Annotated in this window: 11 protein-coding genes; 7 read left to right on the forward strand and 4 right to left on the reverse strand. The window is 49.4% G+C overall.

Annotated elements, in window-relative coordinates; genetic code table 11:
- Window positions 1–214 precede the first annotated feature (214 nt).
- Genes argJ through KDK19_RS05225 form a run of 3 tightly spaced genes read left to right on the forward strand, consistent with a single transcriptional unit; the run spans window position 215 to window position 3,748 of the window.
- Window positions 215–1,432 carry a bifunctional glutamate N-acetyltransferase/amino-acid acetyltransferase ArgJ gene (argJ, locus tag KDK19_RS05215; protein WP_257279932.1) on the forward strand — a complete coding sequence of 406 codons (1,218 nt, stop codon included), beginning with the start codon at window positions 215–217 and terminating at the stop codon, window positions 1,430–1,432.
- Between the two features lie 37 nt (window positions 1,433–1,469).
- Window positions 1,470–2,450, forward strand: a complete 981-nt coding sequence (locus tag KDK19_RS05220) for a Nudix family hydrolase (protein WP_257279931.1) — start codon at window positions 1,470–1,472, stop codon at window positions 2,448–2,450.
- 50 nt (window positions 2,451–2,500) lie between these two features.
- On the forward strand, window positions 2,501–3,748 hold the full coding sequence (locus KDK19_RS05225; RefSeq protein WP_257287488.1) for a hypothetical protein: 1,248 nt from the start codon (window positions 2,501–2,503) through the stop codon (window positions 3,746–3,748).
- Here KDK19_RS05225 and yacG read toward each other — a convergent pair.
- Window positions 3,737–3,934 (reverse strand): DNA gyrase inhibitor YacG, encoded by a 198-nt coding sequence (gene yacG, locus KDK19_RS05230; RefSeq protein WP_257255412.1) that lies wholly within the window; start codon window positions 3,932–3,934, stop codon window positions 3,737–3,739. The genes KDK19_RS05225 and yacG overlap by 12 nt on opposite strands.
- A gap of 50 nt (window positions 3,935–3,984) precedes the next feature.
- The gene (locus KDK19_RS05235; protein WP_257276322.1) at window positions 3,985–4,905 is read right to left on the reverse strand and encodes an outer membrane protein assembly factor BamD; all 921 of its coding nucleotides are present in this window, start codon (window positions 4,903–4,905) and stop codon (window positions 3,985–3,987) included.
- Window positions 4,906–5,257: 352 nt separating this feature from the next.
- On the opposite strand from KDK19_RS05235, the gene rluD reads away from it, so the two are divergent.
- Together rluD and pgeF are read left to right on the forward strand one after the other, a co-directional pair.
- The gene (rluD, locus tag KDK19_RS05240; RefSeq protein WP_257291489.1) at window positions 5,258–6,214 is read left to right on the forward strand and encodes a 23S rRNA pseudouridine(1911/1915/1917) synthase RluD; all 957 of its coding nucleotides are present in this window, start codon (window positions 5,258–5,260) and stop codon (window positions 6,212–6,214) included.
- Window positions 6,215–6,280: 66 nt separating this feature from the next.
- Complete coding sequence (pgeF, locus tag KDK19_RS05245; protein ID WP_257255408.1) at window positions 6,281–7,021, forward strand: peptidoglycan editing factor PgeF; 741 nt, start codon at window positions 6,281–6,283, stop codon at window positions 7,019–7,021.
- A gap of 42 nt (window positions 7,022–7,063) precedes the next feature.
- Here pgeF and KDK19_RS05250 read toward each other — a convergent pair whose 3' ends face one another.
- On the reverse strand, window positions 7,064–8,704 hold the full coding sequence (locus KDK19_RS05250) for an alkaline phosphatase (RefSeq protein WP_257291490.1): 1,641 nt from the start codon (window positions 8,702–8,704) through the stop codon (window positions 7,064–7,066).
- 211 nt (window positions 8,705–8,915) lie between these two features.
- Between KDK19_RS05250 and KDK19_RS05255 the strand changes: the two genes are divergently transcribed.
- Window positions 8,916–10,709, forward strand: a complete 1,794-nt coding sequence (locus KDK19_RS05255) for an MOSC domain-containing protein (protein WP_257291491.1) — start codon at window positions 8,916–8,918, stop codon at window positions 10,707–10,709.
- A 40-nt stretch (window positions 10,710–10,749) separates the two neighbouring features.
- Here KDK19_RS05255 and KDK19_RS05260 read toward each other — a convergent pair whose 3' ends face one another.
- Window positions 10,750–11,496 carry a hypothetical protein gene (locus tag KDK19_RS05260; RefSeq protein ID WP_257254665.1) on the reverse strand — a complete coding sequence of 249 codons (747 nt, stop codon included), beginning with the start codon at window positions 11,494–11,496 and terminating at the stop codon, window positions 10,750–10,752.
- A 172-nt stretch (window positions 11,497–11,668) separates the two neighbouring features.
- On the opposite strand from KDK19_RS05260, the gene clpB reads away from it, so the two are divergent.
- Complete coding sequence (gene clpB, locus KDK19_RS05265) at window positions 11,669–14,239, forward strand: ATP-dependent chaperone ClpB (RefSeq protein WP_257279926.1); 2,571 nt, start codon at window positions 11,669–11,671, stop codon at window positions 14,237–14,239.
- The last annotated feature ends 308 nt before the right edge of the window (window positions 14,240–14,547 follow it).

Consider the following 14,547-nt stretch of genomic DNA (forward strand, 5'->3'; position numbering starts at 1 on the left):
CTTGAACCTTATCCATAACAGCGAGTGTTGCGCTCGTTGCGGATTTAATCAAGAGTTAGCTATAACTGTACTTCGCATCGGGCCATTTGAGTATGTGCTCTCTGGCCTGATTCTTTGAATTCGTTATCGAGGTTGTTCAGTCTGGCAGACGGTGTCGGCTTGCAGAAATAACGGATGCATTGAATTGGAATGAAAAAGAGGAGATGGACAAACCATGGCAGTAGGATCAGGAAGCTGGCCGAAAATGCATCCAGTGAAAGGCTTTCGTCTTGGAACGGCAGAGGCGGGTATCAAGAAGCAGGATCGTAAGGATCTTGTGATTATGAACTGGGATAAGGGTGCTTCTGTTGCCGGTGTTTTCACACTGAACCGTTTTTGTGCTGCACCAGTCCAACTGGCCAAACGTCGCATTCATTGTTCGCCTGAATATTTTGTTATTAATACCGGTAATGCCAATGCGGGTACCGGTGAGCAGGGAATGACGGATGCCTTTGAGGTCTGTCGTGTATTGGCTGAACACGCCAGAGTGCAAGAAAATCAGGTGTTGCCTTTTTCAACCGGTGTGATTGGCGAGCTTCTGCCCGTTGACAAAATTGTTTCTGGCCTGCCCGCTGCTTTCACGGATTTGAGTGAAAATGGCTGGCAGTCGGCAGGAGAAGGCATCCTGACGACTGATACTCGCCCTAAAGGTGCCAGTCAGCAGTTTGAAGTCGATGGCAAAATGTACACGGTAACGGGAATCAGTAAAGGGTCGGGTATGATCAAGCCGAATATGGCTACCATGCTGGCTTTTATGGCCACAGATGTCTCTGTAGAACAGACTGTTTTGCAAAAGCTCCTGTCTGATGCTGTAAATCTGTCGTTCAATAGAATATCGGTAGACGGTGATACTTCCACCAATGATTGTTGCATGTTGGTAGCCACGGGCAAGGCCGGCAATGAGTCGTTAACGCAGCCTCAAGGACATTTATATCAGGCTCTGAGGCAGGCGGTTGAAGAGGTGGCTATTACTCTGGCACAGGCTATTGTCAGAGATGGTGAAGGTGCTACCAAGTTTCTAACCATTCAGGTTGAACAGGCGAGCAGTGTCGCTGATGCTCTTGAGGTCGCTTACAGCATTGCGCACTCTCCTTTGGTTAAGACTGCTTTATTTGCCTGTGACCCGAATTGGGGCAGAATTCTTGCTGCTGTGGGAAGAGCTGAAATCAATGAACTGAAGATTGATAAAGTTTCAATCTGGCTAAACGACGTTTGCATTGTGGAAGGTGGGGGTGCTGCCCGATCCTATACCGAAGCTGAAGGTGAGCGTGTAATGAATCAGGAAGAGATTCTGATCCGTGTTCAGCTGGGAGCCGGTAATATCACAGAAACGCTCTGGACGACGGACCTTTCCCATGAGTATGTTCGAATCAATGCTGAATATCGAACCTAAGTACCTAACCAGTTGTTTAATGACAAGGTAATAGGTTATGTCTTCAGAAAATCAGACGAATGCCAGGAAGCTGGTGCATGTTGCGGTGGCTGTTATCCGCGGGGAAGATGGAAGAGTTCTCGTAGCGCGGCGACCAAATGATAAACACATGGGGGGCTACTGGGAGTTTCCGGGTGGCAAGGTGGAAGAGGGAGAGTTCGTTACGGCTGCCTTGAATCGTGAGCTTAAGGAAGAACTGGATATCGAAGCAGCTGTGTTCCAGAAATTGATTTCGATTCGGCATGATTATCCGGACAAGTCCGTCTATCTCGATACCTGGTGGGCGGATGATATCAAAGGGCTGCCTTGCGGCAATGAGGGGCAGGAGATTCGTTGGGTTGATCTGAAAGAGTTACCCGGGCTGGACTTTCCCCCGGCTAATGATTCTATTGTCACTGCGGCGCTATTACCGAACCGTTATATGATCACCGGAAACTTTGATGCGGCTGCTGAACTTCTGGAAAAAGTGAGTTATCAGATTGAGCAGGGAATGGAGCTGATCCAGTTTCGGGCTCCGTGGCTGGATAAAGCAACCTATCAGCATTTAGCCAGAGAGCTGCATCATCTCTGTCGGCAAACCGGAGCCAAGCTACTGCTTAAAGGCGGGGCTGAGCTACTGGCCAATGCCTGGTGTGATGGTATTCATCTTACCTCGAAACAGCTGCTGCAAGAGGGTGTTGATTGGCGTAATCGCTGCCGATCTGGTCAGTGGCTGGCAGCTTCCTGTCATAATCAGGAGCAAATTGACCGGGCCGCATCATTGGGTGTCGATTTTGTAACACTCTCTCCGGTCAGGCTCACAAACACGCATCCAGGCTGTGAGACATTAGGTGAGAAGAAAGCTGATGAGCTGACTGATCGCTGTCCACTACCCGTTTTCTGGTTGGGAGGAATGGAGCTTGCTGATCAAGAGAAGTTAATAGACCGGGGTGTTCAGGGAATCGCGGCTATTGGTGCTTTCTGGTCCCAAATTCATTGAGACCCTATACTAGTCTTAATTAAAATGAATAACTTTTTGCAGGGAAGCAAATGTCTCATCCTAGTATCGGGCCCGGTGGCAACAGATCAACATCAGGGCTACCCGCTGATTCAACCTACCAATCCCCGTCACCTTCTGGCCAGGACACGCTGGGAAGAACGATAGGTTCACGGGAAGATCCATCTGGCACTGAAGGGCTGCATCAAGAATCTTCAGCACAGGGTCAGCGCCCTATTCAGGATCGAGAGGTTGCCTATTACAAAGAGACTGGGCAGGTTGGTCGAAATATTCTTCCATCTATTAATGACAGACCCTTCAGCGAGTATTGGGAAGAGTTTCCCGGGCCAATTCGCCGGGGGGTTGTTGATCACCGGTTAATGCGTGTCAAAACCGAAGCAAGGGGAATAGATAAGGAATCAGATTCTCCGAAAACTAAGAAAAATCAAGGACTCTGGCATATCAAAACACTTGGGTATGAATCGGGTACTGAAAAATTCAAACGGCTGTTGCAAAAAGTAATCTACCTGATCACCGGAAAACCCTACAAAGCTCGTTTCTACGATAATCGAAAAGTGCTGGCTCAAAGAGAGTGCCTTGCTGCCGAGGCCTACAAGAAAGTTATGCATTATGGGCAGGAATACATGCATCGCTACAGTCTGGATGAAAAGCGTCAGGATCATTGTGTGGCATCCAAAGACCTTAAAGGTTTCTATCCTGGCGATACTTACTTTCATCAAACATTATTCCCTTCCATTTGCCAGTTTGCTGATGACCATAATCCGGTCACCAATCTTGTCATGAGGCGTTTTCTTCTGGGCGATCAGGATTATCTGAAACTTGATAATTACTTATTCAAGCACGCCGAAGGTGATGAGCTGATGAACGTTGAAAAGGGGGATGAGCTCATCACTGGCAAGTTAGTCAGCATTGATTTTGGTATGTCTTTTTATAATCAATTTTCCCTCCCGAAGAACTGCACTATGGATGAATTTACCCAGAAGCTTTTGCAGCCATCAAGATTGCACAGAGTTCAGTATCGAGGAAAGAATACTCTGTTGACTATGGTTGAGCAGATGCCAGATGATCAGGTCAAAAGATCGATAGAGTCAGCATTGCAGAGAATTGCCGAGCTGTCAGATCAGCATTTGAGCGAGCTGGCTGAGCATATGCATCAACCAGAGCTTCGTGAGGCCATGTATGAAGTTCTGGAGTTTAAGCGCTCTCAGGCAAAAGCCCTCTTGAATCAGGGCTCCTGGCCCGAGGAGCTGGGTGTAGGCAAAGGTTTCTCAGTGCTTTAGATGGTCATCGATCTCGCCGGACAACAGATCATCAAAAGCAGGGTCTCCGGGAATCGAGCGCTCTTCATTTGCCCAGGCTCCCAGATCAATCAACTTGCATCGTCGGGAGCAGAAGGGTCGAAACGTGTTTTCTTTCTTCCATTCCACTTCTTTGCCGCATTTTGGGCATTTCACAGTCGTTGGCATTGAATTAGTAAACCGCAAGGTCGTGCGGCTTCCAGCTGGAAGCCGGGATATTACTGTTCGTCTTCGGGAGGCTTGGGAGCGACAGGAGTCTGCGTTTTCTGCTTCTCAACACCTGAATCACCCAGCAGGCCGAATGACACGGTATAGAGCAGTGAGGGGTCGACATCACCGAAGGACTGATAGCCGATGAATTCCCCCTGGTCATTGAGCAGTTTCGAATTCGGGAAGTTCAGTTTCAAAACATCAAGGGCTTCATTCGCAGGCTCTGTCAGCCCCAGTCGTTGATAACCTTCCACTATGATACCCAGTGCAGGCTCTACTGCCGGGGTTCTCTGCATATTTTCAACAACGTACTTGCCACGATTCACTGCCGCTACGTAGGCTTTACGTTTCATGTAGTAATTGGCTGCATGAATTTCATAATCAGCCAGACGATTTCTCAGGGCTACCATCCGCTGACGGGCATCCGGTGCGTATTTGCTGTCCGGATAGCGTGTCAGTAATTCACGAAACTCGTTGAAGGATTGACGAGCCTGACCAGGGTCGCGCTTTGTGTTGTCCAGTGGCAGGTAACGTTCGATGAGGCCCATAGCAGCCGTATTAGAGGCCAGGCCTTTGATGTAATAGGCATAGTCTGCATTGGGGTGCTGTGGGTGCAGGCGAAGAAAACGGTCCGCTGCAGCTCTGGCGGCTTCAGGCTCTACATTCATGAAATAGGCATAGACCAAATCCAGCTGAGCCTGCTCCGCAAAAGAACCGAAGGGATAGCGTGACTCCAGTGCACGCAGATAGTCTATAGCCTTCGTATAACTCTGGTTATTCAGCGACTGGTTGGCCGTCTGGTAGAGCTCGGCCTCAGTCAGGGATTCCGGGATCGTTTTTTTCTCAGGGGTCGAGGAGCATCCTGCCAGAACCACCGCAGCAAGGAACAGACCTGTCAGGCGCGAGTATGTGGTTTTGAGTATTGTCATGGTGTTTACAGTTTCCTTACTCCGGCATGATTGTGAGGAGAGCTGGTGCTCCCCACGAACTTAACAGCAGGGAAGCAGGTTGATGATAAAGTTTTGAGCATAGTCCAGCCAGACCCAGTGATGTGATAAACTTCCCGCCTTTATCCGACCAATTTAAACACAGTCCGCCGTAAAACGAAAAGAAACCGGGTCTATTAATATCAATCTACTGCTTTCAGGAGGCTGAACATTTTTATTGACCTGTTTTATTGCAGCATTTGTCCTTCGGTGGCTGAGATTTTTTTGTTGATTGACACAGGGGTCTGACCGGGAATAGCGCTCGCCCAGGCCCCTCTAACCTGAGAAGTATTTGATGAGTGAGCAGATCAATCAGCAGGTCGTTGTGCCTGATGAACTGGGAAGCAAAAGACTGGACCAGATTGCGGTCAGCTGCTTTCCGGACTTTTCCAGAGCACGTCTTCAGGAGTGGATCAAAAACGGTGATTTGCGGGTGGATGGCCAGAAGAAAAAGCCTAAAGACGAGCTGATCGGTGGCGAGCAGCTAACACTCAGTGTTGAAGTCGATAATGAAGAACGCTGGGAACCTGAAAACATCCCACTGAATATTATTTATGAAGACGATGCCATTCTGGTCATCAATAAACCGGTGGGAACGGTGGTTCATCCGGCGGCAGGGAATTACTCAGGTACTTTGTTGAATGGCCTGTTATATCATTACCCCGAGATGGCCTCGGTGCCCAGGGCGGGCATCGTGCACCGACTGGATAAGGATACCTCGGGGCTGATGGTGGTGGCCAAAAACCTGGCAGCTCACACCGATCTGGTGGCTCAGCTTCAGGACCGAAGTGTCAGTCGTGAATACGAGGCGGTGGTTCAGGGCGTCATGACGGCTGGCGGAACGGTTAATGAACCGATTGCCCGTCACCCGACGCATCGTCTCCGGATGGCGGTGGTACCCAGCGGCAAACCCTCTGTGACTCATTACCGGGTTCTGGAGAAATTTAATGCTTATACCCATGTCCGCTGTAAACTGGAAACGGGGAGAACTCACCAGATCAGAGTACATATGAGCCATATTCGTTTCCCGTTGGTGGGGGATGATTTGTATGCTGGCCGCCTGAGAATTCCAAAGGGATGCTCTCCCGTTCTGGAAGAGATTCTCAGAGGCTTCAGGCATCAGGCTCTTCATGCCGGGAGACTGGGCCTTATGCATCCGGTGACAGATGATTATATGGAGTGGGAGGCACCTTTGCCGGATGACTTTTCTGCGCTACTGGATGTACTAAAAGAAGACGCTAAAGAGTCCTGAGCAGGATACCCTGTTTTTTTTCGGGGAACTCAGGTTCCCAAGGCATCGTAATAGAGAGAACCGAATATGTCTGAAGATCGTTACCTGCTTCCGGACTGGCCTGCGCCCGAAAGTGTGAGGGCTGCTGTAACACTGAGAACCGGGGGTTACAGTCGGGGCGCTTTCAGTAGTTTCAATCTGGGGCTGCGATCCGGTGATGATCCTGATGTGGTAGAAAAAAACAGGGCGTTGCTGGGTGAGAACCGTCAATGGCGGTATAGGCCTCAGTGGCTTAAACAGGTTCACGGTACTAAAGTGGTCATGGCCAGGCCGGATAACATTGAGAGAGAAGGTGATGCGGTTTGGACAGATAAGCAGGGGTTACCCTGTGCTGTCTTAACGGCGGATTGTCTCCCGGTTATTTTTTGCAATAGATCCGGCACCCATGTTGCTGTTTCTCATGCCGGTTGGAAAGGGCTTCAGGCAGGCGTCCTGGAAGCCACGGCTGAAGCTATGGGCGATGAACCCGACCAGTTAATGGTCTGGTTGGGTCCAGCCATCAGCCAGTCTCATTTTGAAGTGGGGCCTGAAGTTCGTGACGCTTTTCTGAATTCTGATCTGCAAATGGAGACGGCTTTTATTCCAGGCCAAGGTGACCGTTGGTATGGCGATCTCTATCAACTGGCAAGGTTTCGGTTGGATAAGCTGGGCGTGACACAAATCAGTGGCGGCAATTTCTGTACCTACAAGGAGGATGACCGCTGGTTCTCTTACCGGAGGGATGGCGTCCAGTCCGGACGTTTAGCCACATTGGTCTGGATTGAATAGATCGGAAGTGCTCTCAATGAGGGCACTTCCTGTGGCTCACTACTAGCTATAATAGCGCTGCCTCAGTCCTTCAAATAAATTGGCAAGATCAGGCGCTGGAGCGGGTGACTCGCCCGGGCTACTTTCCGACCAGGCTCTGTGAATGTGATTGGCACCATCATTCTGTTTATACACTCTCTTCAGATAGTGGTTGTAGTTTCTGCTGGCTACCGTGTCTACGTGGTACCAGTGAGCTTTCGTCCGACTGTGACTGATATCCAGCAACACATAGCCTTTTTCACTCTGGTTTGTCCACTTCAAGTTCGGCAGAGCACCGTCCAGGGCCAGTGAGGCCACTTTGGCAAGACCTGTCTTTTCAGAAAACCCGGATGTGACTGCGGGGGTCCCAAACTCTCCACCCAGTGCGCCAAAACCTGAAATCCGTCCGTAGTGAGGAAAGCGCGGTTCAGGCGCCAGATCAAAAGCCCATGAGCTGTGAGTGTCGCCGGTCAGAACCATCAAATTATTGATACCCTGATTTTGAATGTGATCAAACAGTCGCTGTCGGGATGCCTGATAACCATCCCATTGATCCATGAGGATAGGAAGATTCGAATTGATGGTGAGTTGTGACATCAAGACCTGCTGTCCAAGTGCCCGCCAGCGAATCCCTTCGTTCATGGATTGGCTTAAGCCATTATGCAGCCATTGCTCCTGATCCGTACCCAACAGGCTTCTTGACGGATCTTTAGCGGCTTTGGCAGACAATGGCAGAGCCTGCCGGTCTCTCCCCGTCAGTCGGGTGTCCAGCATAAAGAGATCAATCAGGTCACCAAATCGGAATCTCCGATAAATGGTTTTTTGTCCAAACTGGTCAACAATGCCACTCTCCCTGATGGGCATCCATTCAAAATAAGCCTGAATGGCATCGTTGCGGCGTGATTCCCAGATGCCCTCACCAAAGTTATGGTTTTGGGCTCCGCCTTTCCATGAATCATTAGCCGATTCATGGTCGTCCCAGACGCAGATGAAAGGGTGCTGACGGTGAACTTCTTGCAAATCCGGATCGGTTCGGTATTGGGCGTAACGCTGTCGGTAGTCCTGAAGTACTGTTATTTCTTTTGCAGGCAGCGGGCTACGACCAAGGTTATTGTTTGTTCCAAAGCCACCGGGACCGTATTCATAGATGTAGTCTCCAAGATGGAGTACGGCATCCAACTCGGATCTTCGGGCAATCTCCCGGTAGACGTTAAAGTAGCCCGCCGGATAATTAGAGCAGGAGCAGAACGCCAGTCTCAATCTGTTCAGGTGTCCTTCCGGTAAAGTCCTTGTTCTGGCCACCGGTGAAGGTTTTCCATTAGAAAAGAATCGGTAGTAATAGACAGTGCCTGATACCAGGCTCTCGGCATCAACTTTAACGGTGTAGTCAACATGAGGGCCGGTAACGCCCTCGCCGGACCTGACTATCTGGTTCATCTGCGGGTCAAGGGCCATTTCCCAGGAATAGGGAATAATGGCCTGTTGAAAACCAGGTTCGGCATCGGGAGTGATCCGGGTCCAGAGGATTACCCGATCGGTCAGGGGGTCGCCACTGGCTACACCGTGCTGAAAGGGTTGGTGGCTGCTCGCAAAGGTTTTGAGCAGCGGCAGTGTAGCAATCCCCAGGGCAGCTCCCTGAAAGAAACGTCTTCTTGTTATAGCCATATTCAATCCATGACAGGTGTTTTTTAAAATTGTCAGGGCAGAATAGAGAAGCAATGTGTCAGTATGAAGAAGGTTTGTTGACAAAACTTAAGAAAGAGCAAAAATCAAAGTGTCAGGAAAATAAATGGGTTGTAAATCAAAGCGATTGATCTTTTGTCGAACTTCAGTTGTGAATGATTCATGTTAACTGTTCAGGCTTCGGCTTAAAGGGATGACTAAGCAGGACTGGTATAAAAAAATGAAACTCACAGCGATCTGCATTGGAAAAACAAAGCGCCATAACATACGCGGTCACGGTGTTACAACGGCTTACCTGAAATTTGAGGTGCATGGCCCGGTAAGGGTTCATGCAAGTGGTATTGAGGGTAATGAGGTAGCTGTCCATAACGACCATATCTATGCTGTTTCAACGACTACTTATGCGTACTGGAAAGAACGTCTTGGCGGCAACGATGAAGATTGGCCAATGGGTCGGTTTGCAGAAAATCTCGTTATAGACGGGCTGGATGAGGTCGCTCTGGCAGTGGGAGATGTTTTGCGCATAGGCGATGAAGTAGTGCTATCCGTTTCCGGGCCTCGTATTCCATGCTTCAAAGTGTGCTGGCGGTTGGGGCAGCCGGATAGCTTTATTCCGGAGTTTGCAATCTCAGGTCATAGTGGCATTTACCTGAATGTAGTTAAAACAGGTACCATCGTCGCCGGGGATCAAGTACAGGTCGAAGCCAAATCAGAGCCACGCACTCTGGCGCTGAACATCTCTAAAGCACTTTTTGCGGGCACAGCCAGCTTGGATCAGATGCAGGCGATGTCAGAGCTTGAAGGCCTGAGTCCGATGTCTTCTTTCTTCTTAACATCAAAAATCGCAGCGGAGCGAGATCGGGCGCAGTTATCAAAAGGTCGCTGGTCAGGCTCTCGCGCACTGAGGGTTAAAGACATCCGTCAGGAGACGCCAGACACAAAATCAGTCTGGCTTGAAGCACCAGATGGAGAGGCACCCTTGGCAGGAGCAATGGCTGGCCAGTTCCTGACGGTGAAATTACCGCTGGCTGAAGAAGAAATCACCCGAGTCTGGAGTCTTAGCGACTTTCAGGATGACCCTGACCACTACCGTATGACCATTAAGCGCTCGCGCAGCGGGCCCGGTAGTGCATATATGCATGGGACACTAGCGGTAGGAGACAGCCTTCGTGTATCTTCCCCCATGGGTCAGTTTACCCTTGCACGCGGCAATCCAAAACCCGTGGTTTTGTTTGCTGGCGGGATTGGGTTGACCCCTCTTTTAGCCATGCTAAAAGCACACACGTCGGTAAAAAACTACCCACCTGTATATTTCTTTCACGCGGTTCAGGATGGCATTCATCAGGCGCACCGGGATGAATTGGATCAGCTAGGAGCACTCCCCAATGTCGAAGTTATTCATATTTTTTCCCGACCGACCAAAAATGACATTTCGTCCGGTCGTTTCGATTATCAGGGCCATCTTACGAAGGATATAATTGCTGAGAAGCTGGACGGGCTTTACATTATGGACGGTGATAAACGGATAGATATGCCACCCTATGAGTTGCTGTTCTTTCTCTGTGGACCACAGACTTTTCAAACTCATGTTCGTGAAGCGCTGCTGGCACTTAAAGCCAACGCCCATCAGATCTACACCGAAAGCTTTGGAACGGAACCGGGAGCACCGCCTCCGCCCGTAGTGGAAACCGCTGAGGTCACTTTCTTACCCGATGGGGTTGTTGCGAAATGGGATGCAGGTCCCAATCTTTCACTGCTGGAACTGGCTGAAGAATACGGCCTGACACCCCCTAACGCTTGCCGTATGGGTGTATGTCATTCATGCGCCTCCCGGCTGGTAGCAGGGGATACTTTCTACGATCGTGAGATCTCCATTGCACCCCCTGAAGGTGAGTTCCTGCTTTGCTGTGCACGACCCAAGACTGAGAAAGTCACAATTATCCTGGCAGGTGACACAAGCAAAAGTGTTGAACCAGGTAAAGGCTGATGGTATCCGGTCGGGACATTTTGGTGGTTTGTATTCAGCTTTAGAATTCTTGATGGTTTATATATTCTCCCGATTGATAGTCAACGGAGTATATCCTGAATTCATCTGAAGGGGCGGTGAAGGCAGCTTCCGGACAATAGGAGAAGCCTATCAGGGCACCATCCCGGTCAAATATTGCAACAGTGTTATCGAAGTACCAGACCTTCAGACTTTCGGGCAGTTGTTTGGGAGGGGCTGTATAGGCTGCTGTGCTAAGATTCAGAGGTCTTACCCGGTACATTTGCCATTTCCACTGAGCATCGTTCCAATCTCCGTTCATAGCAAGACACTTCCAGAGAGGCGTTGCCTTGATTGGGGTTGCTCGCCTGGAAACTTTGGCAATGTTTGTATTTTCCGGGCGCTGTTCCAAAGTGATGGTTACTATCTGGTTCTCTCTAATGGGTTCCTGTTTGTTTCTTTCTGATTGCCAGTAAGGTTGAGTGAAATATTCCCAGTAACTGAGGTCTTCCGGGCTGATGAAGATAGAGTAGTTGCCAAACCCACCGTTTTTTGCGCAGAGGGCTGTAGTCGTGATTTCTTTCTCTCCTGTCACAACGCCAAGACAAAAGCCTGTCGAAGACAGATCGTTGAAAATGACAACGAGACTGTCTTCCGGGTTGGCAGACGCTGCCATTGCCTCAAGAGAAAGGGTGATGATAAAGGCAAATATCAAAAAAAGTGTTGCAGATAACGGATCAGATGGGGTTGGTCGATGCTGTTGAGCGGGCGGGTTCCATAATTTTTTCATAGTATTGAAGGTTATCTCGGATCAAATCAAAACCCTTCAATCTAGCAGGCACCAAGATATTAGCCACTTCGGGAGGGCTGGGAAAGCCAAGTCTTGAAAAGATCGATTCTGCCGCAATATACATGACAGAAGCCGCCCTGTCGGCAATTAATAAAGCGCGGGAGAACTAGCTATGCGAGCAGACAGACTCACCAGTAAGCTGCAATCCGCATTGTCAGATGCTCAGTCACTGGCTCTGGGTAAAGATCACAATCAGATAGAACCTGTCCACCTGTTATTGGCGCTGCTGAATCAGCCGGGTGGTTCCATCAAGCCTCTTTTGAGTCAGGTGGGTTTTAATTTGCAGCAGCTGGTTGATGAGCTCGAGAAGCTAATGGATCAGGTACCAGTCATCAATAATCCAACCGGCGATATTCAACCGTCCCAGGAAACCATCCGTTTGCTTAACCTGGCCGATAAGCAGGCCCAGAAAAGCGGGGATCAGTTTATTTCCAGTGAAACCGTTCTTCTGGTGATGATGGAGGGGCACTCGTCCGTTTCCAGTGTGCTGAAAGGGCAAGGGGTAAGCCAGCAGGCTCTGGAAAATGCCATCAACAATCTCAGGGGAGGCGAAGCGGTCAATGATCCCAATGCGGAAGATAATCGCAATGCTCTGGCGACTTACACCATTGATCTTACTGAGCGGGCTGAAGCAGGCAAACTGGACCCTGTCATTGGACGGGACGACGAAATAAGACGCATTGTTCAGGTGTTGCAACGGCGTACCAAAAATAATCCGGTGATTATTGGTGAGCCCGGTATCGGCAAAACCGCCATTGTTGAAGGACTGGCTCAAAGAATTATTAATGGCGAAGTGCCTGACGGTATCAAGGGTAAAAGGCTTTTGTCGCTTGATATGGGCTCGTTGATTGCCGGGGCCAAATTCAGGGGCGAATTTGAGGAGCGTTTAAAGTCGGTACTTAATGAGCTGTCCAAACAGGAGGGACAGATCATCCTGTTCATTGATGAACTCCATACCATGGTAGGAGCCGGTAAAGCAGAAGGTGCTATGGACGCTGGTAATATGCTCAAGCCTGCTCTGGCCCGGGGAGAGCTACATTGTGTTGGTGCGACGACACTGGATGAATACCGGCAATATATTGAAAAAGATGCAGCGCTGGAGCGTCGTTTCCAGAAAGTACTGGTGGATGAGCCTACAGAAGAAGACACTATTGCTATTCTACGTGGTCTGAAAGAGCGTTATGAAGCTCATCATGGTGTTGACATTACCGACCCGGCCATTGTCGCTGCGGTAAAACTGTCCCAGCGCTATATTACTGACAGACAACTGCCTGATAAGGCCATTGATCTGATTGATGAGTCAGCCAGTCGTATCCGCATGGAGATGGATTCCAAGCCAGAAGAAATGGATCGTTTGGAACGTCGCTTGATTCAGTTGAAAATCGAACAGGAAGCGCTCAAAAAAGAAGACGATAAGGCATCCAGAGAGAGGCTTGCTCTGCTCGACAAAGAAGTGAGCCGTCTTGAAAGAGATTACTCAGACCTTGAAGACATCTGGAAGGCCGAAAAAGTCGTTCTGCAGGGATCTCAGAAGTTACGGGAAGAGCGTGAGCAACTGCTGATCGCTCTGGAGGTGGCGCAGCGTTCCGGTGACCTCGCCAAAATGTCAGAAATTCAGTATGGCCAGCTGCCTGAGCTGGAAAAGAAGCTGGCAGAAGCAGACGCTGCTGAGTCAGGTGGAGAAACCAAGCTGCTCCGCAATCGGGTCACGGATGAAGAGATTGCTGAAGTCGTATCCCGCTGGACCGGGATTCCTGTTGCCAAAATGCTCGAAGGTGAGCGTGAAAAACTCTTGAAGATGGAAGACGCACTTCATGGTCGTGTCATTGGTCAAGACGAAGCAGTAGTCGCTGTTTCTAACGCTGTTCGCCGTTCCAGAGCGGGTCTGGCCGATCCCAATAGACCTAATGGCTCCTTCATGTTTCTTGGGCCAACCGGTGTCGGTAAGACAGAGTTGTGCAAGGCGTTGGCGGAATTTCTGTTTGATACAGAAGACGCTATTGTTCGCATCGACATGTCCGAATTTATGGAAAAACACTCTGTTGCCCGTCTGCTGGGAGCACCTCCTGGCTATGTGGGTTATGAAGAGGGAGGGTATCTGACAGAGGCTGTGCGTCGTAAACCCTATTCGTTGGTGTTGATGGATGAAGTAGAAAAGGCTCACCCTGATGTTTTCAATATTCTCTTGCAAGTATTGGAAGATGGTCGTTTAACCGACGGTCAGGGAAGAACGGTAGACTTTAAAAATACTGTTATTGTTATGACTTCCAACCTCGGCTCTGATGTCATTCAGACCATGCAGGGTGAAGATTTTGAAGCACTAAAATCAACGCTTATGGATGTAGTGGGAGCTCACTTCAGACCTGAATTTATCAACCGTGTTGATGAGCTGGTGGTCTTCCATCCGTTAACTGAAAAGCAGATAGAAGGTATTGCGGCTATTCAGTTGAGCCGACTGAACAAACGTCTTGCTGAAAACAGTCTGTCTCTGGAAGTCTCTGATCAAGTAATGAAGAAACTGGCTGAAGTGGGTTTCGATCCTGTCTACGGTGCCCGGCCATTGAAGCGGGCCATACAGCGCAGTATTGAGAATCCGTTGGCAGAATCCATACTGTCCGGTCAATACTCTCCCGGTGATGTCATCATGGCAACACTCACAGATGGTGAGATAACATTCGAATAATCCTCTCTTACCGGAGCCGCTATCCAGCGGCTTCTTTCTTTTGATGTTCCTTAAGGGCTAACCCTGCTGGTTATAGCAGTCTGAGAATACTTAACTCATGATCTTTGGTATATTCGGCTATTGTCAGAAAGTGAGACCAATGTGCATAATTTAGAGACCAATACACCTGTTTTATCTGGTTATCACTGTGTCATTCAGCAGGCCAAGAAAGCAGTGTTATCATGGCTGCTAGTGTCAGGATACAGATAAAACGCACTCTCCGATGAGGTATGCATGTATCCCGTTGTTGTCTCTGATCTTGATGGTAC

It is taken from the genome of Endozoicomonas sp. ONNA1 (genome assembly GCF_024606325.1).
Lineage (GTDB): Bacteria > Pseudomonadota > Gammaproteobacteria > Pseudomonadales > Endozoicomonadaceae > Endozoicomonas_A.

What these genes read in the sequence shown, in the direction of transcription:
- KDK19_RS05225 (WP_257287488.1), top strand. Translation starts at nt 2,501, where the DNA reads ATGTCTCATCCTAGTATCGGGCCCGGTGGCAACAGATCAACATCAGGG.
- yacG (WP_257255412.1), bottom strand. Translation starts at nt 3,934, where the DNA reads ATGCCAACGACTGTGAAATGCCCAAAATGCGGCAAAGAAGTGGAATGG.
- KDK19_RS05250 (WP_257291490.1), bottom strand. Translation starts at nt 8,704, where the DNA reads ATGGCTATAACAAGAAGACGTTTCTTTCAGGGAGCTGCCCTGGGGATT.
- KDK19_RS05220 (WP_257279931.1), top strand. Translation starts at nt 1,470, where the DNA reads ATGTCTTCAGAAAATCAGACGAATGCCAGGAAGCTGGTGCATGTTGCG.
- KDK19_RS05260 (WP_257254665.1), bottom strand. Translation starts at nt 11,496, where the DNA reads ATGAAAAAATTATGGAACCCGCCCGCTCAACAGCATCGACCAACCCCA.
- pgeF (WP_257255408.1), top strand. Translation starts at nt 6,281, where the DNA reads ATGTCTGAAGATCGTTACCTGCTTCCGGACTGGCCTGCGCCCGAAAGT.
- KDK19_RS05235 (WP_257276322.1), bottom strand. Translation starts at nt 4,905, where the DNA reads ATGACAATACTCAAAACCACATACTCGCGCCTGACAGGTCTGTTCCTT.
- clpB (WP_257279926.1), top strand. Translation starts at nt 11,669, where the DNA reads ATGCGAGCAGACAGACTCACCAGTAAGCTGCAATCCGCATTGTCAGAT.
- KDK19_RS05255 (WP_257291491.1), top strand. Translation starts at nt 8,916, where the DNA reads ATGACTAAGCAGGACTGGTATAAAAAAATGAAACTCACAGCGATCTGC.
- argJ (WP_257279932.1), top strand. Translation starts at nt 215, where the DNA reads ATGGCAGTAGGATCAGGAAGCTGGCCGAAAATGCATCCAGTGAAAGGC.
- rluD (WP_257291489.1), top strand. Translation starts at nt 5,258, where the DNA reads ATGAGTGAGCAGATCAATCAGCAGGTCGTTGTGCCTGATGAACTGGGA.